The 24,130-nt window shown below is 34.8% G+C and carries 13 protein-coding genes and 1 pseudogene; 13 read left to right on the top strand and 1 reads right to left on the bottom strand.

Features of this window, described 5'->3' with window-relative positions; all coding sequences use genetic code 11:
• Positions 1–122: 122 nt before the first annotated feature.
• The gene (locus AC4G3O_RS12645; RefSeq protein WP_491136264.1) at positions 123–1,673 is read right to left on the bottom strand and encodes a glycosyltransferase; all 1,551 of its coding nucleotides are present in this window, start codon (positions 1,671–1,673) and stop codon (positions 123–125) included.
• 288 nt (positions 1,674–1,961) lie between these two features.
• On the opposite strand from AC4G3O_RS12645, the gene AC4G3O_RS12640 reads away from it, so the two are divergent.
• The 13 genes and pseudogenes from AC4G3O_RS12640 to AC4G3O_RS12580 all read left to right on the top strand — a co-directional run bounded on the left by AC4G3O_RS12640 (position 1,962) and on the right by AC4G3O_RS12580 (position 24,117).
• Positions 1,962–2,678, top strand: a complete 717-nt coding sequence (locus AC4G3O_RS12640; RefSeq protein WP_139892148.1) for an IspD/TarI family cytidylyltransferase — start codon at positions 1,962–1,964, stop codon at positions 2,676–2,678.
• A complete protein-coding gene (locus AC4G3O_RS12635) occupies positions 2,671–3,702 on the top strand; it encodes a ribitol-5-phosphate dehydrogenase (RefSeq protein WP_491090202.1) in 1,032 nt (343 codons plus the stop codon). Before AC4G3O_RS12640 ends, AC4G3O_RS12635 begins: the two co-directional genes overlap by 8 nt.
• Positions 3,703–3,736: 34 nt before the next feature.
• Complete coding sequence (locus AC4G3O_RS12630; RefSeq protein ID WP_491090203.1) at positions 3,737–4,897, top strand: CDP-glycerol glycerophosphotransferase family protein; 1,161 nt, start codon at positions 3,737–3,739, stop codon at positions 4,895–4,897.
• A gap of 118 nt (positions 4,898–5,015) precedes the next feature.
• Positions 5,016–6,935, top strand: coding sequence for a CDP-glycerol glycerophosphotransferase family protein (locus AC4G3O_RS12625; RefSeq protein WP_491136263.1), 1,920 nt, complete (start codon positions 5,016–5,018; stop codon positions 6,933–6,935).
• Positions 6,936–7,023: 88 nt separating this feature from the next.
• Positions 7,024–8,277 carry a CDP-glycerol glycerophosphotransferase family protein gene (locus tag AC4G3O_RS12620; RefSeq protein WP_139892151.1) on the top strand — a complete coding sequence of 418 codons (1,254 nt, stop codon included), beginning with the start codon at positions 7,024–7,026 and terminating at the stop codon, positions 8,275–8,277.
• A 26-nt stretch (positions 8,278–8,303) separates the two neighbouring features.
• Positions 8,304–10,586, top strand: a complete 2,283-nt coding sequence (locus tag AC4G3O_RS12615; RefSeq protein WP_491136262.1) for a bifunctional glycosyltransferase/CDP-glycerol:glycerophosphate glycerophosphotransferase — start codon at positions 8,304–8,306, stop codon at positions 10,584–10,586.
• Between the two features lie 265 nt (positions 10,587–10,851).
• Positions 10,852–11,250 carry a glycerol-3-phosphate cytidylyltransferase gene (tagD, locus tag AC4G3O_RS12610; RefSeq protein WP_066105967.1) on the top strand — a complete coding sequence of 133 codons (399 nt, stop codon included), beginning with the start codon at positions 10,852–10,854 and terminating at the stop codon, positions 11,248–11,250.
• Positions 11,243–12,439 (top strand): CDP-glycerol glycerophosphotransferase family protein, encoded by a 1,197-nt coding sequence (locus tag AC4G3O_RS12605; protein WP_139892153.1) that lies wholly within the window; start codon positions 11,243–11,245, stop codon positions 12,437–12,439. The genes tagD and AC4G3O_RS12605 overlap by 8 nt, the downstream gene beginning before the upstream one ends.
• A 59-nt stretch (positions 12,440–12,498) precedes the next feature.
• Entirely contained in the window at positions 12,499–13,305 is an 807-nt protein-coding gene (locus AC4G3O_RS12600) for an ABC transporter permease (RefSeq protein ID WP_139892154.1), read from the top strand.
• Positions 13,306–13,323: 18 nt separating this feature from the next.
• A pseudogene (gene tagH, locus AC4G3O_RS12595) lies at positions 13,324–14,103 on the top strand (teichoic acids export ABC transporter ATP-binding subunit TagH); the annotation flags it as partial.
• Between the two features lie 829 nt (positions 14,104–14,932).
• Positions 14,933–17,524 (top strand): SH3 domain-containing protein, encoded by a 2,592-nt coding sequence (locus tag AC4G3O_RS12590; RefSeq protein ID WP_491136261.1) that lies wholly within the window; start codon positions 14,933–14,935, stop codon positions 17,522–17,524.
• 285 nt (positions 17,525–17,809) lie between these two features.
• Positions 17,810–21,166, top strand: coding sequence for an SH3 domain-containing protein (locus tag AC4G3O_RS12585; protein ID WP_491136260.1), 3,357 nt, complete (start codon positions 17,810–17,812; stop codon positions 21,164–21,166).
• Positions 21,167–21,438: 272 nt separating this feature from the next.
• Positions 21,439–24,117: an SH3 domain-containing protein gene (locus AC4G3O_RS12580; protein WP_491136259.1), complete on the top strand. Its 2,679-nt coding sequence runs from the start codon at positions 21,439–21,441 to the stop codon at positions 24,115–24,117.
• Positions 24,118–24,130: the final 13 nt, after the last annotated feature.

Below are 24,130 nucleotides of genomic sequence, written 5' to 3'. Positions count from 1 at the left end.
AATATTTAAATAAAAATAAGTACCTTACAAAGTGCACTTTTTTAAATGTTCTGCTCTGTAAGGTACAAATGAAATTTGCATAAACCTTTTTTGAAATTTTTACACACTAGTTATTTTAGGTTTCAATAGTTATTACCTTGTTTCAATTTATTAAATAAATCAATCCATTGTTTTTTTACAATTTCATTTGAGTAGTGTTGTTCTACTTTTTTTCTGCCCATTTCTCCTAATTTTTCAACTTTTTCTGGATCATTAAGCAATTTAATAATTGTTTTTGCGAATTTAGCGCTATCACCTTCACTAATTAAATAGCCATTTCGCTTGTGTTCGATAATATCGCTTGGCCCATATTTTACATCGTAGCTAATGAATGGTGTTTTATTTAATAAAGCTTCAATGATTACGATTCCGAAAGCCTCGTATTTTGAAGTCAAAATGACAGCCTGTGATTTAGCCATCTCATCATGTACATTGTTGCAATATCCTTTTAAAAAGATATTATTTTCCATGTTTAATTCTTTAATTAGCTTTTGATATTTGTCATGTCCATTACCGCTACCCCAAATATTTAAAATAGCATTAGGCTGTTTTTTAACAACGTTGCTGAAAATTGTTATTGCCTCAGGTATTCCTTTTGTATCAATAAGTCTTGAAAATAAGGATACTAGGTAAGGTTGTTTTTCGATTTTTTTTGAATCAATATCATTTAGTGCAATGGAATTAGGAATGACATCTAAGTTACCGGGATCACCGAACTGTTTGATGATATCCTTTTTTTGTTTGTCGGTAAGAATGACAATCGATTCGGCAGTGTTATAATGATCAAATAAAGCTTTATGATCAGGTCTAATTGGGCTGCCTACAGTCCTTGGCTCATCTAAATGATTAGTGTGTATAGGGATAATTTTGTGTACAAACTCATCATTTACTTCAAATAATTTCGAAGAAGTTCCTATACCATCACATATAACAAAAGGCTTTTTTTCATGCCCCTTAAAGAAGTTATTTAACCAATGTATATGCAACTCCCTTAAATTGTTAAATCTATGAGATGTTGCGGAATCTCGATCAAAGAGAAATACATTTTGAATACTTTCTTTTTCATGATTATACCAGATGGATAGATAACAAAAACCATCAGGTGTATAGAATATTTCTTGATTCTTTTTATTAGAGTTTAGGTTAAAATAAGTATCCTTGTGATGGTATCCATTTTGTTTAAATTCAGAACGCTTTGTTCTGCATCTATTTTCATTAAAATAATCAATAAATAGCAAATTACCTTTAGTATCCCATTTTTTATACTTTGTATAGCTCCCATTTAGAAAGTAGCGGGCATAATTTTTTTGTTCAAATTCATCATTCTGGACTATTAAGGACTCTTCTTGCAAAGTATTTTCTTTATCGTACAAAGTCTTGTCTATACTTGCACCATTTGAATATTGCTTTATCAACTCATCATAAATATTTATAATTGATACATTTTCGTTTAATCGGCCTATTTTTCTAAGTTCGTCTTCAATTTCAGAATAATTTAGAGTGAAATCTAATGTTAGAATATCCGCTTTCCATTCATTGTCGTTTAGCATATTTGCTCTGTTCATTAATGCCTGAGTTGCTCCACCTCGATTAAGTTTAATGTCATTAATTAACATATATACATGATCTTTCATATGAATTATTCTCCTTATTTTGTATGTCTAAAGAAATATTATTATTCTTCTTATTATCCGTGTCTATTAAATTTTAACATAGTAATTATATAATGATTAATGAAAGCATCACGGAATTTGAATTCGTTAAATAAAATGCTTTATATTTCAGAATAGTTATAATAGAGGGACGCTTGAAATAGTAAATAAAAAAGTGTATAGTTTACATGAATTTTTATTATGGATACTCGTGGTGAATTATAATCCTTTTTGTCATAAATTTGAATAAAAATGAAATGAGGTAAGGTAATGATATATGCAGAAATATTAGCAGGTGGTAAGGGCACTCGTATGGGTAATACGAATATGCCTAAACAGTATTTACCTTTGAATAATAAACCGATCATCATTCATACAATTGAAAAATTTATGTTAAACGATCGATTTGATAAAATTTTGGTCGTTACACCGAAAGAATGGATCAATCATACTAAAGATATTATCAGGAAATTTATTGGTGAAAATCAACATATTGTCGTAGTGGAAGGCGGCAAAGACCGTAACGAATCCATTATGAGCGGTATCCGTTATATTGAGAATACATTTGGGATTAATGATGATGATGTTATTATTACCCATGATTCCGTACGTCCGTTTTTGACGCATCGGATTATTGAAGAGAATATTGATGCCAGTCTTCAATATGGTGCTGTTGATACAGTGATTGAAGCAATCGATACTATCATTCAATCTGAGGATGGGCAAACTATCTCAGATATTCCTGTTCGTGACACAATGTTTCAGGGGCAAACCCCGCAAAGCTTTAATATCAAAATGCTAACTGATCACTATAACTCGCTTACAGATGAGCAAAAGCGTATCTTAACAGATGCGTGTAAAATCTGTGCATTAAAAGGCGAAAAAGTTCGAATCGTTAAAGGAGAAGTATTTAATATTAAGGTTACTACTCCATATGATTTGAAAGTGGCGAATGCTATTATACAGGGGCGAATAAATAATGATTAATCAGGTATATAGACTTGTATCTCCTAGGCAATTTGAAGTAGCTTATAATGATCGTTCACTACAGTACCATGAAGATTTTGTTGTAGTTAGACCAACGCATCTATCTATTTGTGCTGCTGACCAACGATACTATACTGGATCTCGAGGGAAAGAAGCAATGGCGAAAAAGCTGCCAATGGCTTTAATCCACGAAGCTATAGGTAAGGTCGTCTACGATCCTAAGGGTGAAATTAAGAATGGTACAATGGTCGTTATGATACCTAACACACCGACAGAGAAAGATGAAGTAATTGGTGAGAACTACTTGCGTTCCAGCAAATTCCGTTCAAGTGGCTATGATGGATTCATGCAGGATTATGTCTTTATGGGACGGGACCGCATTGTTGAATTACCAGAAGGAATTGACCCGTATGTTGTTGCATTTACGGAATTGATGACCATTACAACTCATGTTTTATCCAGATTTGAGAGTCGGTCTCATAAACGCCGCAATGTATTTGGCGTATGGGGAGATGGAAACCTTGGGTTCATTACGACTCTATTCCTTAAAAAAATGTACAAAGACTGCAAAGTTATTATTTTCGGTAAAACCGGATATAAATTGGACAACTTCTCCTTCGTGGATGAAGTTTATACAATTGATGAAATCCCGGAAGATTTGAGAATTGATCATGCATTTGAATGTGTTGGTGGGAAAGGAAGCCAATATGCGATTGACCAGATGATCGACCACCTTCATCCGGAAGGTTCTATATCTCTAATGGGGGTATCAGAGTTCCCAGTTGAGGTTAATACAAGAATGATTTTGGAAAAAGGAATCACACTAATTGGAAGCAGCCGCAGCGGACGTGAAGATTTTGTGAGAACAGTTAACTTCCTAAAAGAAAACCCGGATGTTGTTGAGTATCTGGGAACATTAGTTGGTGAAGTACAAGAGGTTAAGACAATCAGCGATATTCTATCTGCGTTTGAAAAAGATTTGACGTCCTCTTGGGGTAAGACTGTGATGGAGTGGAAAATATAAGATTTACTTTTAAGAGGGGCAGGAAGGCGAATAAATGAAACACTTACGTATATTACCTACATTATTTACTAAGTATCTTATTCAGCTTGCCTATTTCCTGACCTCTCTTTTTTTTAAGGTTGATCACAATAAAATAACGATTGCTACTTATCGCTCCACCGGTTTGGAAGGTAACCTAGCTTTTATTAAAGAAGAAATAGATCAAAATTATCCCAATATCAAATGTATCGTCCTTGCAAAGAAGTTTAATAGCTCTCTGGCTGGCAAAATAGAATATGCCATTCATTTAATAAAGGCTAGTTTTCATATGGCCACTTCTCGATTTTTTATTATTGATGATTTTTACTTCCCTGTATACGTTATTCATCCGAGGGGAGGAACCGAGATTGTACAAGTTTGGCATGCAGCTGGAGCTTTTAAAAAATTTGGTTTAAGTACGATGGGCAAGTCATTTGGTCCAAGTAGTGATTATTTAAAACATGTTAAAATTCATGGCAATTACTCAAGGGTTTACGTTAGTTCAAAAGAAGTTGTACCACATTATGCTGATGCTTTTGGAATGGATGAAGGACGTATATACCCGCTGGGTGTGCCGAGAACTGATTATTTCTTTGATGAAGAAAGGCAGAATCTTGTCAAGGAAAAGTTATACCGTTCATTTCCTGATTTGAAAAATAGAAAGTTAATCTTGTATGCTCCAACATTTAGAGGGAAAAGTCATTACCAGGAGACATTTAATATTCCTATTGATATGAGGTTAATGAAGGATAGTTTAAGTGATGAGTATGCCCTTTTAATTCACTTACATCCGTATATGACCAATGGGGTCAGATTAGATGAAAATCTAAAGGGCTTTGCCTATCATATTCATAAAGATTTTTCTATCGAAGAATTATTACTTCTTTCAGATATTCTTATAACGGATTATTCCTCTATCATATTTGATTACAGTATTCTTAATAGGCCAATCGCCTTCTTTGTTCATGATTTGGAATCATATTTAGAGGAAAGAGATTTTTACTATTCTTTTGAGTCGTTTGTTCCAGGTCCCATTCTTTATGAGAGTGAAGCTTTGATTAAATGGATAATCGATGAATCAAAAGATTTAGAGAAGATTAAATGCTTCCGTCAACGTTTTTTTGATCAGTTAGATGGAAAAGCGTCTGAGAGAATTGTAAAAGACCTTTTAGGTTAAAATTAAAAAGGGGTATATACCCCTTTTTTTTTATATAATATACGAAAAAAGTTTTTCTTTTGCATGTTTTTTTATACAATTAAATAAGAGTATTCTGATATAGATAGGAGAAACAACCATGTTTTCAAGAATGAAAAGAGTCATCAAGAGAATGCTATTTGGAAATAAACAATCCTCAACACCAATTGATCAAAACCCTGAGGTAATTTCAGACGTTTATTTGGAAGAAGATCCTTTGGTTATAAATGATAATGAAGTGATTGTAAAACGGGACATGTTAGAGGAATCCTTGCCGATTATTGAAAGACTTGCAAATCTAGAGGAAAAGCTTATTCCAAGAAGGAAAGTAACTTCTTTGGATTGGAATGGACCTATCATGGAAGTCGGTGGTTACTTTTATTTAGAGGGCATCCCTATGTTAGATGAAGATCTCGTTAAAAAGAGACTATTATTAGTAAATACAAAGGCGAATAGCAGCATCATTATCCCTTTAACAGATGTTGCTATAACAGAAGTTATTACAGAAAAAGACATAATAGATGAACAATATCATTGGGCTGGTTTTAAAGGTAAAGTCAACTTTGCTACTATATCTGATAAGAATATGCCTCTTTATCAAGGGGAATACCGTGTGTATTTAGAGGTAGAGGTTCATATACTTGGTGATCGAAAATATAGTAAGAGTTTTACATTGGGAAATGTCAATGAATTTTTGGCTAACGGATTCCATTCCACCAAAATGGAATACTTTACAGCAAAAAGAGAAATGGCTTTTAATTTGTTGGTAACATATGACCTGCCTAAGAAAACATTAAAAATCACCTCTACTAAATTAAAGGATATGGATCCAGCTGAGATGGCATTGGATGCAGAAGAAAAAGAAAGAGGATTTGTTTATAAAGCCTTATCTAAAGCTTTGTTTAATACGGCGTATCGTTTTTATTCCTTATATCCCTTAAAAGAAAATAAAATTGTGTTTGCTTCAGATAGCCGCGATGACCTCAGTGGAAACTTTCAATTTGTCTATGATGAGTTATTGCGTAGAAATGAAGATTTTGAATTTAAATTTATGCTGAAAAGAGCGGTAGATGAGAAGAAAACATATAGGGAATTAATAGACCTTGCTAAACAGTTGGCTACCTCTAAATATATATTACTGGATGATTTTTACCCGCTGATTTATCCATTGAAAATTCGTGAAGGAGCCGAATTAATACAATTATGGCATGCTGTGGGGGCTTTTAAAACATTTGGTTTCAGTCGTCTTGGCCGTCCAGGTGGTCCTTCTCCAAAATCAATTAATCATAGGAACTATACGAAAGCGATTGTAAGCTCTGAAAAGGTCGCGAAGCATTATGCTGAAGGCTTTGGAATTGATCAGGAAAATGTTATTCCGACTGGTATTCCGAGAACAGATGTATTTTTTGATACTGAATATCAGCAAGAAGTTAGAGAGAGATTATATGAGGAATATCCATTCCTGAAAAATAAAAAAGTAATTATGTTTGCTCCAACTTTTAGAGGAAATGGACAACAATCAGCTCATTATCCTATGGAAGTCCTTGATTTAAAGAGACTTTATGAGAATTTAAGTGATGAATATGTATTTTTATTTAAAATTCATCCATTTGTTAAAAATGATATCAGTATCCCATATCAATACAGTGATTTTTATTATGATTTTTCTTCTTATAGAGAAATTAATGATTTGTTATTTATCACTGATATATTGATTACGGATTATTCCTCGGTTTGTTTTGAGTTTGCTTTATTAAACAAGCCAATGCTATTCTTTGCGTATGATGTAGAGGAATATGTGAGAACGAGGGACTTCTATTATGAATTCCATTCTTTCATCCCGGGCCCACTTGTCAGAACGGCAGAGGAAATTGTTGCCGCCATTGCCGAGGGTGATTACAAAATGGAGAAAATACCTCCTTTTGTTAATTATTTCTTTGGGGAATTAGATGGTAAATCGAGCGCAAGGGTAGTTGATCAACTGATTTTAAATAAGAATCCGGAAGAAGATGCAGAATAGACTGACTAAAATAACTCCAATCTTTAATTGGGGTTATTTTTTTTTATAAAAATTTTCCACACAAACAAAGGGTTTTTCCCTAGGTGTGTTGTATTTATTAAAAGATGTAATTTTATTACTAATAAAATTGGAAGAAGTGAAGACAACTATGTTAAAGTTCATAGCTGTTTCCAAAAATGTAGTACAAAAAATAGAAAGGAATAGAGGGAATTTATTTTATAGGTTTTTTCGAACCTATATATTTAAGTTACTTTATTATTATTTCTGTTTACTACCATTAAAAAAGAAAATATTGTTTATTTCTGATAGTCGTACCGAAATGGGGGGGAACCTAGGTTATATATATGAAAAGCTAATGGCAAGCGATAAAGAGTTTCGCTGTCATATGTTGTTTAAGGAAAGTACAGCTGCAAAAAAAACTTATAAAGAAATGCTATTACTTGCTTATAATCTTGCAACATCTAAGGTGATATTTTTGGATGATTTCTATCCTATGATCTACCCTTTGAAAATAAGAAAAGGAGCAGAATTAATTCAAGTATGGCATGCAGTAGGGGCTTTTAAAAGGTTTGGGTTTAGTCGTTTAGGTATGCCAGGAGGGCCTGAACCTGATTCGCAGAACCATAGAAACTATACTAAGGTTATTGTAAGTTCGAAAAATGTCATAAAGCATTATGCAGATGGTTTTCGAATAGATGAGAGTAAAGTGATTGCTACTGGTATTCCAAGGACGGATCTTTTTTTTGACGAGAAAAAAGGATCGGAAATTAAAGATAAATTATATAAACAGTTTCCCGCTTTTAAAGATAAAAAAGTAATTTTGTTTGCTCCAACTTTTCGGGGGAATGGGCAACAATCAGCTTACTATCCATTAGATTTTCTTCATCTTGAGAACATTTATCAAAATTTAAAAGACGATTATATTTTTATTTTTAAGCAACATCCATTTGTCAAAGATAAGTGGGAAATACCAACGGAATATAGTTCCTTTTTTTATGACCTTACCGAGTATAGTGAGATTAATGATTTATTATTTATCTCGGATTTGCTCATTACGGATTATTCATCGGTTTGTTTTGAATATGCATTGTTAAACAAACCGATGCTATTTTACGCTCCAGATTTAGAAGATTATACGTCTGATAGAGACTTCTACTATGATTATAAAGAATTTATTCCAGGTAGATTAGCTACATCACAAGGTGAAATGATAAAGATTATTTCTGAAGGAGATTTTCAAAAGGAAAAAATTCAATCCTTTAAACAATATTTCTTTGATGAATTAGATGGTAAGGCTAGTGAAAGAATAGTTGATTTAATAACTGTAATTTTAGAAAAATAATCCCAACTCAGGAAAGGTACAACAATATGAACCAGGTTAAGGTAAGTGTTATCACCCCAGTCTATAATGTAGAAGAATATATTGAAGAAACTTTGGAGTCATTAGTAAAACAAACATTATCACTTATAGAAATAATTATGATTGATGATGGATCAAGTGATAAGAGTGCTGAGATAATTAAATGTTATCAGAAAAAGTATGCGAATATAATATACTTAAAGCAGAATAATGCAGGACCGGGAACAGCAAGAAATACTGGGTTAGATATAGCTAAAGGTGAATATATCAGCTTTGTAGACTCGGATGATATCTTGCCCACTGACGCCCTGGAGAATCTATATAAGGCAGCTATTGAAAAAAAGGTTGAATTAGTGATTGGAGCTTCTCAAAGTTTTAATAAACATGAAACCTGGTTTATTGCAAGCCATTATAATAATGGTGTATATACTGAAGGGTATAAGAACCTTATTTCCAATCAGGAATTACTATATTCTTTAGGTCCCTGTAATAAGCTCTATAGTAAATCTTTAATCCGGGATCTGAGATTCCCTACTGTAATTAAGGTCACTGAAGATCAACCGTTTGTAATTGAGGCCTATTTACGAGCGGGGTTTAATATATATACGATTGATAAGGTCATTTATCGCTATCGTACACGTGAAGCAGCAGATAACTTGTCATTATCACAAACTGTATTGGTTAATTCGGTTCATGTTATGCAGGATATCATGAAGAGCATCCTTGTTTCGAACCAGCTTTGGGAAAACTATATCGAAAATAAAGTTTCCCGTTATCATTTAAAGAAATATTATTATAATCGATTAGTATCTGCAGATATTTGGCCGGCTTTACGGAATGCTATAGACAGTCGGAATATTAAAGCCCAACTAGATACTATGGAGATTTTTTATTCATGGGTAAAAAATCTTGATATGACTTTATTTAATGATATTCCTGCATTGCATACGGTTATTTATAAGAATATCGTAAATCGTTATGATTTACTTACCAGTCCAGCTAAAAGACTGTATTTAAAATTAGTAAGAATGGCTCATTCAAAAATTTCATTAAAGAATGAAGTGAACATCAAGATTTATCAAGAATCATTCAACGCAGTATTAAAGGCAGGAAGAAAAAATAGTATGATTCCAATACTTCAGTATATTTATAAAAGAAAATATCAAAGAGCCACTTCAAAAATCAAAACGGCAATCTTAAGACATATAATATTTCCGGTAAGCGGATATATGCCTCAACAAAATAAAATTACTTTTGTTACTAATAAAACACAAGAACTGCAGGATTCCTTTGAATATATTTATAATCAACTGATTAAAATAAGGCCTGAATATAAGGTAGTAGGGCATTTTAAAAAGAAAAGGTCTTTTAGAGATTTCGCCAAATTATATTATGACATTGCTACATCAAAATATGTCATTCTTGATGATTATTACCCACCATTATATAAATTGAGGGCCAGAAAAAGAACAGAAGTGATCCAAACCTGGCATGCTGCCGGTGCCTTTAAGAAATTTGGCCATAGTGCAGTAGGTTACCGCGAAAGCAACACGGAAGAGTTTGAAAATCAAGCTCATGGTTCTTATACGAAAGTGGCTGTTACGAGTAAGGAAATTATCCCTCACTATGCGGAAGCCTTTAAAATATCTCATGAAAATGTATATCCGGTGGGCCTACCAAGAACAGATGTGTTTTTTGATCAAGAAGGAATTGAATATTTAAGGCAAAAATATGCGGCGGTTTATCCAGCTATGCGTAATAAAAAAATTATAGCGTATGCCCCAACCTTCAGAGGAGGTCCGGGAAAGCGCTCCAGCTTCAATATCCAGCTTGATTTGAAGAAAATGGCTAAAGAGCTTTCTGATGAATATGTATTGATCTTGAAACTTCACCCATCTGTTACAAAAGGTGTTGACATCCCGAAAGAAGCAAAGGATTTCGTGCTAAATTTAAGTAAGAATGATATCAATAATGTTCTTTCCATTACAGATATACTAATCAGTGATTATTCATCCGTTATTTTTGAATATGCACTGCTTGAAAGACCGATGATCTTCTATGCGTATGATTTAGAGGAATATTTGCAGGATAGAGGGTTCTATTATGAGTATAGGGATTTTATTCCTGGTCCTCTTGCAGAAAATACCGAACAAGTTATATCGCTGGTTCAACAAAATTCCTTTGATATTCAAAAGGTTAAAGCTTTTAAAGAACGATTCTTTGAAGACTTTGATGGACAAGCGTCCAAACGTTTTGTTGAAACATTAATAAAACCGATTAAAAAATCATGATCAATTCGATCATGATTTCCTTTTTTTGTGAGGTGAATTCACTCTTCTGGCATGTTATAAACATATATACCATCATGCACTGCAAAAAACTTTATGTTACAAATAATACATGATTACGTTATAATTTAGATTGTATTCGACACAGGTTTGAAAGTTTTATGTATGAGTTATATAATTAAGAATATGTTTTTTGATGTTACTGTACGTTGCTCCGTTTTTTGGTCAGTTACCAGTTTGCTAATGAACTAGGTAAGGAGATGTAGAAATGAAAAAGATTATTACGTATGGCACCTTTGACTTATTACATGTCGGTCATATCAATATTTTACGAAGAGCCAAAGAAATGGGCGATTATTTAGTAGTGGGCTTGTCCACTGATGAGTTTAATAAGGCGAAAAATAAAAAAGCTTATCATAGCTATGAAAATAGAAAACTGATTTTGGAATCAATCGAATTTGTTGATGAAGTGATTCCAGAGGAAAACTGGGAACAAAAGATTAAAGATATTAAGGAACATGATATAGATGTTTTTGTCATGGGAGATGATTGGGAAGGCCATTTCGACTTTCTGAAAGAGCACTGCCAGGTCGTTTATTTACCAAGAACGATCGGTATTTCAACATCTCAAATCAAAAAAGATTTATTTAAGGTGAAAAATGGCTAAAGAACTAGTTATTCAGTTGTATTTGTTGATCTTTAAAATAATATTTAATATTTTTAATCTATTTCCCCTCAAAAACAAGGTGGTATTTGTTGTATCTTTTGGTGATAACACTCAGTATGTGTATGAAGAAATGCGTCGGAAACATATTTCTTTTGACGTGGTTTTTTTATGTAAGGGTGCAAGCTATAAAAGATTTCAGCAATATGAGGATGCCACTATAGCTTTGATTGAAAATAAAAATCCGGTTGATTTCATTCAATCTATATATCATTTAGCCACATCTCGCTATGTAATGGTTGATAATTATTATGGTTTCTTGGCAGCTACTGACTTCAGACCTGAAGTGGAATGTGTTCAGCTTTGGCATGCCTCAGGAGCCATTAAGAAATTTGGTCTGGAAGATGCTTCTGTTCAAAACAGATCTGATCAAGCAGTAAAACGATTCATGGATGTGTATAAACGCTTTAATAAAGTGGTTGTTGGTTCTGACATCATGGGCACTTATTTCATGAATGCATTTGATTTAAAGGGAGAAAATATCCTTAGAACTGGTATCCCCCGAACTGACTTTTTTTATAATCAGGCTGAAAAAGAAAATGTATTCAATCAATTAACTAAGGAAAACAGATTGCTTTGGGATAAAAAAGTAATATTATATGCACCAACTTATCGTGATAACGAACTGAATGAATTTCAGTTAGAATTAGATTTAAAAAAATTATATGATGAATTGCATGATGAATATGTTGTTATGTTACGTTTACATCCAGCGATTAAGAATATTCCGGACTATACTAAAATCTATCCCGATTTTGTCCTGAATTATTCTAAACCAGAGTACGATATTAACGAATTACTGGTGGTTGCGGACATTTTAATAACAGACTACTCCTCTATATCATTCGAGTTCTCTTTATTAAAGAAACCGATGATTTTCTTCGCCTATGATTTAGGTGAATACACAAAAGACAGAGGGTTATGGGATCAATATGAAAAAATGGTCCCAGGACCAGTAGTAAACAATACAGAGGCTATTATTGACCTCATTAAAGAGAACAGTTTTGATATGGACACGATTGAAGAGTATGCAAATAAATGGAATAAGTATTCAAAAGGACATTCCAGCGAAAACTTAATTTCATATTTGTTTGATGAAAAAACAATACTATCCAGACAGAGAGCGTTATAATAGACTCTTTGCAATACATGTATCTGTTGTAAAATAGTGGGGAAGGATATTCAAAATTTATGAAGTCTATGTTTACGGTCATACAAGAACAAATACGTTCATTTTATTTAATTCGACGATTGTCTGTATTTGAATTAAAAAGTGCTAATAACAACAATTATTTAGGTATATTATGGGAGTTCTTAAATCCTTTGATACAAATAGGAGTATATTGGGTAGTGTTCGGTATGGGAATCCGGGGAGGCAGAGAAATTGGAGACGTACCGTTTATCTTCTGGATGTTATCCGGTATTTCTCTGTGGTTCTTTGCTAATCCTGCCATTATGGATGGGACGAAATCGATTTATACGAGGATCAATTTTATCTCTAAGATGAGTTTCCCTATGAGTGCTATTCCCTCATATGTTATTATGTCGAAATTTTATCAGCATATTGTCATCGTGATTATTGTATCCATCATTTTGCAATTTGGTGGATTCCCAATATCCATTTATTATATACAGTTGCCTTACTTTATGGCTGCAGCGGTTATTTTGCTCTTTGCCGTTGCGCTTGTCACATCCACACTGGCTACCATTGTTCGAGATGTAACGATGATAGTACAAGCTATTATGAGGATGCTGATTTATTTAACGCCTATATTATGGGTATCAGATAGTTTGCCAGGATTTTTGCAAATGATTATAAAATTTAATCCACTTACCTATTTAGTGGAAGGGTATCGTGCAGCGATGTTAGGTCAATCCTGGTATTTCATCGAGCATTCACACTATACCTTATATTTTTGGGGAGTAACGATTGTGTTACTCATGATTGGATCAGCGCTTCATTTGAAATTTAGAAATCATTTTGTAGATTATTTGTAAAATGGAGTGAGGTCTACTATGGAAACAGTTATTGTAGAAAATGTTTATAAAAGATATAGAATGCATAGCAAAACCTCGGAAAAATTACTTGATATCCTTCTGCCGGGAGGATATGGAGATGATTTCTATGCGCTTCAGGATATAAGTTTTACAGCCAGTAAAGGCGATGTTATTGGACTGATTGGGGTTAATGGATCAGGAAAATCAACATTATCCAATATAATAGCGGGGGTTGTTCCTCCTACGATGGGTTCAGTTAAAACAGTTGGACAAACCTCCTTGATTGCGATTGCTTCCGGTTTGAATAATCAGCTGACAGGCCGGGAGAATATTGAGTTGAAATGCCTAATGCTTGGGTTCAATAAGAAGCAGATTAAGGAATTGGAGCCGGAAATCATTGAATTTGCTGATATTGGCAAGTTCGTTGACCAACCTGTTAAGAAATATTCCAGCGGGATGAAATCAAGACTTGGTTTTGCAATTTCCGTAACAGTTGATCCTGATATTCTGATTATCGACGAAGCTTTATCAGTAGGTGACCAAGCTTTTGCTGAGAAATCCAAAAAGAAAATGTACAGCTTTAGGGATCAAGGAAAAACGATTTTCTTTGTTAGTCATGCAATTGGACAAATTAAGGATTTCTGTAATAAAGCTTTATGGCTTGAGTATGGAGAAATAAAAGACTTTGGTACAGTTGAAGATGTTGTACCAAAATATGAGAAATTTTTAAAAGAATATAGAACTATGACTCCAGCTCAACAAAAAGCATTTAGAGAAGCTGCTATCCAAAAACAAAGCAGCATGACGATTACATCTAAATAAAATACCTGAAAATTATTTTCATCAACAAGCTATCATCTCAGGATGATAGCTTGCTTGCGTTTTTTAAACTAAATCTGAAGATGGACACTAAAAGCGACCAAGGAACGGGTATTGTCAGATTAGAGAAAGTAACAAGTAATGTATAAGTTTGGAAGAAGGTGAGAAGACCGGATATATCTTCCGTAATAAATGTAAAGGAATAGACAAGTGGCCATTATACAATTAGTTAACAAAGGAAGGAAAAGTAAAATCAAGATGAGATTAGCTTTTCTAGACAAAAAGAGAAAGAAGCAAAATTTCTAATATATATCTTGAAAATAGAACCCCTTAAGAGTAAATCTACCCCTTAATAAAATGGAGAAATCGATTACTGATCACATAAAACACACCAAAAATAAAAAGAAGACTTTATTCCTCATAAAGAAATAATGCTACTATTCAACATAAATGTAATTTCAGCATCCTAACAACTTTGTTACGCAAATTTAGGATGTTGAAATTACATTTTTATAGATAGCCATGATTGATACCCTTGTTTCCTTCGGATAGATGGGCAAGCCTTCGCCAAGACGAACCTCCTCCAGCCCACCAACTCTCCATAATTTCTAAAATAACATAATTTAAGTTAGTTGTAGTTTGATATGATGGGCTTATTTTTAGTGGTTATATTTAGGTGAATTACTAAAAAAGGAATAACAATGACCGATACATAGATTGTTAGTAATTTTGCTAATAGAAAATGGAATAACAAGATGTCATATGAACTGTTTTATATAAATTATGCAAAATAAAGGGGGATGTCCTATTGGATAAGCGAAATAGAATCTCGGCCATTGTTGTTAGTACTATGTTTCTTTTATCTGCAGCATTTACAACGGGGGAATCGGTTATAGAAACTGCAGGTTTTGGCAGCACTCACGTGGAGGCAGCTGCAGCAACTTATTATAAAACAACAGACAAGTTGAATTTGAGAAGCGGCGCGAGTACAAAGAAATCTGTTATAACTACCATTCCTAAAGGAAAGCAAGTTGCGTACATTTCTAAAACTGGGGACTGGTACAAGGTTAAATATGGTTCTGAAACCGGTTATGTCAGCAAAAAATATTTGAGTAAGGTAACAAATTCATCTTCATCAGTAGCCAAATCCTCTTCAACTTCTACATCAAAAGCAACTTATCAAACAACTGCCAATGTGAATTTGAGGAAGAGTGCATCCACTAAAGGCAAGGTCCTGCTGACTATACCGAAAGGCAAAATGGTTACCTATAAATCGAAGTCAGGCAGCTGGTTTAAAGTGAGCTACAAATCCAAGACCGGTTATGTAAGTTCTAAATATATCAAAAAGACAACTACAAAAACCACAAAAACGGTCAAAACCACAAAAATAGCAGCAACCAAATTTAAAACAACCGCCAAATTGAATATGCGCTCCACATATTCAACAAAGGGAAAAGTCCTGGTTACCATTCCGAAGAACAAAATTTTGTCCTCAGCCGAAAAGTATGACAGCTGGTATAAGGTGAAGTATGGATCAAAGACCGGATGGGTCAGCGGCTCCTATATGAAAGAATACTATCAATATATAACAACGAAGACAGCCTATTTATCTACTAAAAAAACAAGTTCGTTACATTCCACACCAGATACAAAAAAAGCAAAGGTATACTCGATTCCTACTAATAATGTATTTACATTTACCCAAAGAATCGTAAATAGCAAAGGAGAAACTTGGTATCGAGTATCTTACAAAGGCAAGAATTATTATGTCATTTCCAGCTTGGTTAGTAAGATAACTCCTGCTAATCTGACTGAAACAAGCTATCAGGCAAAGTCGAACACTTTCTTATATAAATCATCAGGAGCTACGTATGGCAGTCTGCTGACTGTAAATAAAAATACAGTCGTGAAAACAAATTATCGCGTGGGCAACTGGTATAAGGTGACCTATAAAGGGAAGACAGGCTATATCGATATCAGCAAATTTGCTAAATATACGGCACCGGCAGTAACTCCAGCTCCTGCACCCAAGCCAGTTCCAAATCCGATGCCAAAGCCAACTCCAAAACCGGTACCTAAGCCCGTGCCCGTGCCCGTGCCTGTCCCTGATCGGCCAGCTGGAAAAGTGATTAATAAGAGTACTTATGTATTGATTACAACAGGTGCTGACTACTATGCGTCAAATGACACGAGTTCAAAAAAACTTGGAACGATACCTGGAGGGGAAGCTATTTCCAGTGCGTATCGAACAAATAACGGTTGGTATGAAGTGAATTATGGTGGCGAAAAAGGTTATGTGCCGGGGACGTATTTACTCACGCAAGCAGAGATGGACCGGGTTAAAAAGCTAGAGGGAAATAAAAATAGCTATCTGTTTATGGATTTACGTACTAAGTCCTCGGTAAACGCTAAACAAATAAATGATTATATTGCCAAGGGAGCTAATGGTAAGAGTAGTGCCTTAGCTGGTCAAGGGCAAGTCATTATTGATGCAGCTAAAGCCAATGGAGTGAATGCCCTATATCTTGCAGCCCACGCTATTCATGAAAGCGGCTATGGAACTTCCGTTATTTCAATGGGTAAAAAGAATTTATTCGGCTTTGGAGCATATGATTTAGCCCCTTATGTAGGAGCGGTTAAATTTAAGTCAATTAAAGAAAATATCGACTATATAGCCAAAGAATTAAAAACTACCTATTTAAACCATTTAAATCCAAAGGAATATAGGTATCAGGGGGCTTATCTGGGATATACCGTGAAAAATATCAATGGTGCCAGAGTAGACAGTATGAGTAAAGGTATGAACTTTTACTATGCGAGTGACTCCAAGTGGGGAGAGGGGATTGGCATACATATGTCCGGAATTCTTGCCTATAGCAAGGAAGGGGCGAGGAACGAAAAGGCTAATACATCTGTTCCAACGAAGCCAGCTAGGCCAAACACATATGACAGTTTTCCTGCGGGTACAAAAGCAGTAGCAAATGACAATATCAAGCTTTATAGCAAAAAGGGAGATACCAAAAAAGTAGCAGCAACCATTAAAAAAGGAGCTAGCTTTAACCTAGTGAAAAAATGGAATGACTACTGGCTGGAGGTTACATATGGCGGTAAAACCTACCATACAAATGCGGTCAGTTTAAGCAAATATAATGAGTATATGACAGTTTTAAACCTAGCTCATATTACGACAACCACATTGAATGTTAGGAAAGCAGCTAGTACTGACTCTGATAAACTTGGTACATTTAAAAACTATCAATATATTGAATTAGTTTTGGATAAGGAAAATAAACCAGAATTAAAGAATAATATGTATAAGGTTAAATATTCTAAAGGTGAGATTAAGTCAGGATGGGTTTCAAAATCTGATATTTCAATCGATTTAAATAAAAGTAAATAAGTTCAAAAGATGACAACTGATAGCAGTTCAGTTGTCATCTTTTTTTTGTTAATTGCTACAAGGCAAATAAAGGGCTAATAGATTTTTATGGAGTATTTTAGAGGTAAATCTGCTAGATAAAAATTATCAATAAAATACCATTTAAATGAATGAAAATATTAGTTTAAAATAATATAAAAATACGTAATTGAAGTATATAAATTATTAATATTGAGTCATAAAACTAAATATTAATATATTAAAATAATATTTATATCCGGTATATCATTTGAAAAGGAGATTTTTATGAATAAAAGAAAAACGCTGCCATTCAAGGTCATGGCGACATCTGTTCTTTTATCTACTGGCTTGGTTTTAGGAAGCGGTATTGGGCCAGCAGATAGTTTAACGGGTATACAAGTAGCTGAAGCGGCTGATACATATTATAAAACAACCGATAATTTGAATATGAGAAAGTCTGCAAGTACAAAGGCGCAAAAAATCACAACAATTCCAAAAGGAAAACAGGTTACTTACATATCTAAAAGTGGCAGCTGGTTTAAGGTGAAATACGGAACTAAAACTGGATTTGTCAGTTCGCAATATTTAACAAAAGTGACGGCGAGTTCAACAGTTTCATCTTCTGCCTCCACAACAAGTACTTCTGTATACACAACAACAGACAATTTACGTTTGCGTAAACAGGCATCAACCAGTTCAGCTACGTTATTGACCATCCCAAAAGGGAAAACAGTGACGTATGTATCTAAAAGCGGCAGCTGGTATAAGGTGAAATACTCATCAAAAACAGGATATGTTAGCTCCAAATATATAAAAGTTTCTAAAAAAACAAGTTCCTCAGCTTCTGCGTCTACGTCTACATCTACAACGATGAAGGCCACTAAATACAAAACGACAGAAAAATTAAACATGAGATCCAACGCATCAACGAGTGGTACACGGATCCTTACTATACCAAAGGATAAAGTCGTCACAGCCACGGCGAAATCTGGCTCCTGGTATAAGGTATCTTACGGTGGTAAGACCGGTTGGGTAAGCGGCTCGTATTTACAAGAATATAATCAAACTACGACGACAAGCACGAATTACTATAATACAAAGGCTGCAAGTTCCTTATATAGTGCTGCTAATACAAATAAAGCAGCTGTTTATTCCATTCCAAAGAATAATGTATTTACTTCTACGCAACAGGTCGTTAATAGTATTGGAGAAACCTGGTATCGAGTTTCCTATAAAGGAAAAAACTATTATATTCAATCCAGTTCAGTAAGTAAGGTGACTGCAGCCCAGGTTACGAGCACCTCCTATACGGCAAAGGAAGCTACTTATTTATATTCCTTTGCAGGAGCAACACACGGAACACTAGTTACCATTCCTAAGGGAGCTAAAATAACCACTAATTATCGAATTGGTGATTGGTATAAAACATCCTATGGCGGAAAAACAGGTTACATTGATTTGACTAAATTTACAAAAATAGTTGCTACTTCGGAAACATCGATTAAGGCTACAAAATATAAGGTTACGGCTAATTTAATTTTACGTAAGACAGCTTCCGATTCCGGTGCGAAATTAAATACAATCCCTGCGAATACTGTTGTCACAGCTACTGCAAAATCTGGCTCCTGGTACAAGGTCTCTTACAGTGGTCAGACCGGTTGGGTAAGCGGCTCGTATTTACAAGAATATAATCAAACTACGACGACAAGTACGACTTACTATAATACAAAGGCTGCAAGCTCCTTGTATAGTGCTCCTAATACAAATAAGGCGGCTGTTTATTCTATACCAAAGAATAATGTGTTCACTTCTACCCAACAGGTCGTGAATAGTATAGGAGAAACCTGGTATCGAGTTTCCTATAAAGGAAATAACTGTTATATTCAATCTGGTTCAGTAAGTAAGGTAACACCGGCGAATGTTACGAGTACTTCTTATACAGCAAAAGAAATGACTTACTTGTATTCCTTTGCAGGAGCATCTCACGGAACTTTGGTTACTATTCCAGAGGGAGCTAAAGTAACTACTAATTATCGAATTGGTGATTGGTATAAAACATCCTATGGCGGAAAAACAGGTTACATTGATTTGACTAAATTCACAAAAACAGTCACTTCAACGACACCGTCTTTTACGGCTACGGAGTTTAAAACAACGGCTAATGTGAATTTACGTGAGACAGCATCTGAATCAGGTGCGAAATTGACTACAATACCTGTGAATACAGTAGTTACAGCTACAGCACAATCAGGCGATTGGTATAAAGTTACATACAATGGTTATACCGGCTGGGTAAGTGGTGCTTATTTGACAAAATACACTAGCAGTACTGGTAATAACAGCTCAAGTAGTAACAACGGAAATCAAACAACATTACCGAGTGGCACTGCTATAACTGAAACAACATATTTACCAATCAGTGAATTAAATATCCGTGCTTCCGACTCTACTTCATCAGCTAAAGTTGGTTCAATCCCTAAATATACACAGGTGAAATCTACCTATAAAACAAGTAAGGGCTGGTACCGTGTGACATATGGTGGAGTAACAGGTTTTGTATCGGGAGAGTATTTAATCACAAAAGCGAATTACGATAAAATGAATTCTTATGAGGCAAATAAGAATTCCTATATGCATTTGGATTTACGTAAAAAATCCTCTGTAACAGCTGCACAAATTAATGCTTATATTGCTAAGCATGCAACATCAGCTAATAGCGTTCTCTACAATAAAGGCTCGGCATTTATTACAGCGGCTAATAAATATGGTGTGAATGCCCTCTATTTAGCAGCACATGCGATTCATGAAAGTAACTATGGAAAATCTACAATTGCGTTAGCAAAAAATAACTTGTTTGGCTTTGGATCCTATGACATTACGCCATTTGTAGGTTCGGTTAAATTTTCTTCTATTGAAGAGAATATTGCCTTTATTGCACAAGAAATGAAAGCCACCTATTTAAATCCATCTAACTGGAAATACAAAGGTGCAACACTTGGCTATACAATTAAAGATGCGAATGGAAATCGAATTACTGATTTAAGTAAAGGAATGAATTTTTACTATGCCAGTGATTCCGATTGGGGAAATAAGATTGCCAAACATATGTCTAACATCCTGGATTATGGCAATGAGGGGGCAGTCAGCCAAAGTCCAAATACAACGGTTCCAGCCAAACCTAGCTATCCAAGCGGCAAGGATGTGTTCCCGACAGGTACAATCGCTGTTGCCAATTCTTCTATCAGTCTTAGAAACTCAAAAAGCAGTTCAGCAACTGTGGCCGCAACGATTAAGAAGGGTGAGACCTTTAATTTACTGGAAAAATGGAATGATTATTGGCTAACAATCAGTTATAAAGGCAAAACATATTATACAAATACGGTTAGTCTGAGCACCTATAATCAGTATATGACCGTGAAAAATTTAGCGCGTGTAAATGGTGCCAGCACATTGAATGTCCGCGCGTCAGCTAATACGGCGTCAGCTACAGTGGGAACTTTAAAAAACCATCAATATGTCGAACTTGTGGTAGATTCAAGCAATAATCCAGTTACTAGTAGCGGATGGTATAAGGTTAAGTTATCTAATGGCACAGTTGGCTGGGCATCAGGTTCTTATTTAGCAAGAGAATTAAATAAATAGGATTTAGGAAAAGAGGTTGTTGACATGGTCAACAACCTCTTTTTTTATTAAATACACTATTGGATAGAGAGGATTTAACTTTGAATGATGTATAAGTGAAAGAGAATAAGAGATTGGCTTTTATATTATTTAAACATAATATAAACAAGCGTGATTATTTATGTATCTAGCAAATTATTTGATAATTTTAAAACTATATAAGAAAATTATTTTATATCAAAATAGTAATTTAGTTCGGTGTCTTATTTACTAAAGAGGGAGATTTTATTGCAATGAATAATAGGAATAATCAACCGCTTAAGGTTATGGCAACATCCGTTCTTCTATCTACTGGTTTGATTTTTGGACCAGCTCTTGAACCCAACCAGAGTTTTACAGGTACTAAAGTTGAAGCAACTGCTGGAACATATTATAAGACGACAGCCAATCTGAATTTGAGAAAGACAGCGAGTAAAACCGCAAAAATAATTATAACCATTCCAAAAGGAAAACAAGTCACATATATATCTAAAAGTGGCAGCTGGTACAAGGTGAAATATGGATCGAAGACAGGCTATGTCAGCTCTAGCTATCTGAAGATTGTATCGAGTTCGACTACTCCGGCAACAAGTACATCCGTATATACAACGACGGCCAATTTGAATTTACGCAAAACAGCTTCAACCCGTTCGGTAATCTTAACGACCATCCCAAAGGGGAAAACAGTCTTGTATCTATCAAAGAGCGGCAGTTGGTATAAGGTGAAATACGGAACAAAAACCGGTTATGTCAGTTCCAGCTATATAAAGGTTACGAACAAAACAAGTGCATCTACTTCTGCGTCAACAACTATTAAGTCGACTAAATATAAAACTACATCCTATTTAAACATGAGGTCTAAAGCCACAACGAGCAGCAGTCGGCTCTTAACTATACCAAAGAATAAAGTTATTACAGCCACAGCAAAATCCGGCTCGTGGTATAAGGTCTTTTATAGCGGTCAGACCGGTTGGGTCAGCGGCTCGTATATAAAGGAGTACAATCAAACTACAACGACAAGTATTGCTTACTATAAGACGAATGCGACAAGCTCCCTGTATAGTGCTGCCAATACAAATAAAGCAGCTGTTTATTCGATTCCTAAGAATAATATATTTTCTTCTACACAAAAAGTAGTCAATAGTATAGGAGAAACCTGGTATCGAGTTTCTTTTAAAGGGAAAAATTATTATATTAAAGCTGGATCAGTAAGTAAGGTATCTGCAGCAAATGTTACAAGTACCTCCTATACGGCAACCCAAAATACTTATTTATATTCATTTGCTGGGGAAAAACACGGGACTTTGGTTTCTATTCCAAAGGGAGCCAAAATAATAACCAATTATCGCATTGGAGATTGGTATAAAACAACGTATGGTGGAAATACGGGGTATATCAATATGGCTAAATTTTCGAAAACGGTAACTTCATCAAGCACGTCTATTACGGCTACGATGTTTAAGACTACCGCCAATCTGAATTTAAGAAAGACAGCATCTACTTCCGGAGAGAAATTAGACACAATACCTAAAAATACGATTGTCACAGCTACTGCCAAATCTGGCATTTGGTATAAAGTGAGTTACAATGGTAAAACCGGCTGGGTAAGCGGTACGTATTTGGCTACGTATAGTAGTTCCAGCAACAATACTGGCAGCAGCCCGAGCGGTTCTGGTGTTACGGAAAACATATACTTGCCGATTGCTAAGTTGAATATTCGTGCCTCCGATTCGACAACATCGGCTAAAGTTGGTTCAATCCCTAAATATACTCAAGTGAAATCTACCTATAAAACTAGCAAGGGCTGGTATCGGGTTACATATGGTGGAGTAACAGGCTATGTCTCAGGAGATTACTTAATAACAAAAGCGAACTACGATAAAATGAACTCTTATGAAAATAATAAGAATTCCTATATACATATGGATTTACGTACAAAATCCTCTGTAACGGCTGCGCAAATTAATGCCTATATTGCAAAGCATGCAACATCGACTAATAGTGTTCTCTATAATAAAGGATCTGCATTTATTACAGCAGCCAATAAATATGGTGTGAATGCCCTGTATTTAGCAGCACATGCCATTCATGAAAGTAACTATGGGAAATCTACAATCGCATTAGCGAAAAATAATTTGTTTGGTTTTGGATCCTACGATAGTACGCCATTTGTGGGCTCCGTCAAATTTGCTTCTATTGAAGAGAATATTGCCTTTATTGCACAGGAAATGAAAGCAACCTATTTAAATCCATCTAACTGGAAGTACAAGGGTGCAACGCTAGGTTATACAATTAAAGATGCGAATGGAAATCGAATCACTGATTTAAGTAAAGGAATGAACTTTTACTACGCGAGTGATTCTGATTGGGGAAAAAGGATTGCCACCCATATGTCGAATATATTGGCTTATGGCAAGGAAGGAGCTGTCAGTCAACGTCAAAATACGACGATACCAGCCAAACCAAGCTATCCAAGCGGGAAAGATGTATTCCCAACAGGTACGAATGCAGTTGCCAATTCATCTATTAGTCTAAGAAACTCAAAAAGCAGCTCAGCGACTGTAGCCGCAACAATTAAGAAGGGTGAAACCTTTAACCTACTCGAAAAATGGAATGATTACTGGCTGAAAGTTAGTTATAAAGGCAAAACATATTATACAAATACGGTTAGCTTAAGCACATATAATAAGTATATGACTGTTAAAAATTTAGCCCGTGTAAGTGTTGGTGGTACGAGTACCTTAAATGTACGCGCATCTGCTAGTACGGCAGCGACTAAAGTGGGATCTTTATCGAACCATCAATATGTCGAGCTTGTGGTGGATTCAAGTAAAAGTCCAATCACTAATGGCGGTTGGTATAAGGTTAAGCTATCAAATGGCACAGTTGGCTGGGGATCGGGTAGTTATTTAGTAAGGGAGTTAAATAAATAGGTTTAAGAAAGAG

It is taken from the genome of Bacillus sp. z14 (2026) (genome assembly GCF_058313575.1).
Note: the sequence above shows the minus strand (reverse complement) of the source record. Positions and strands in the feature narration are given on the sequence as shown.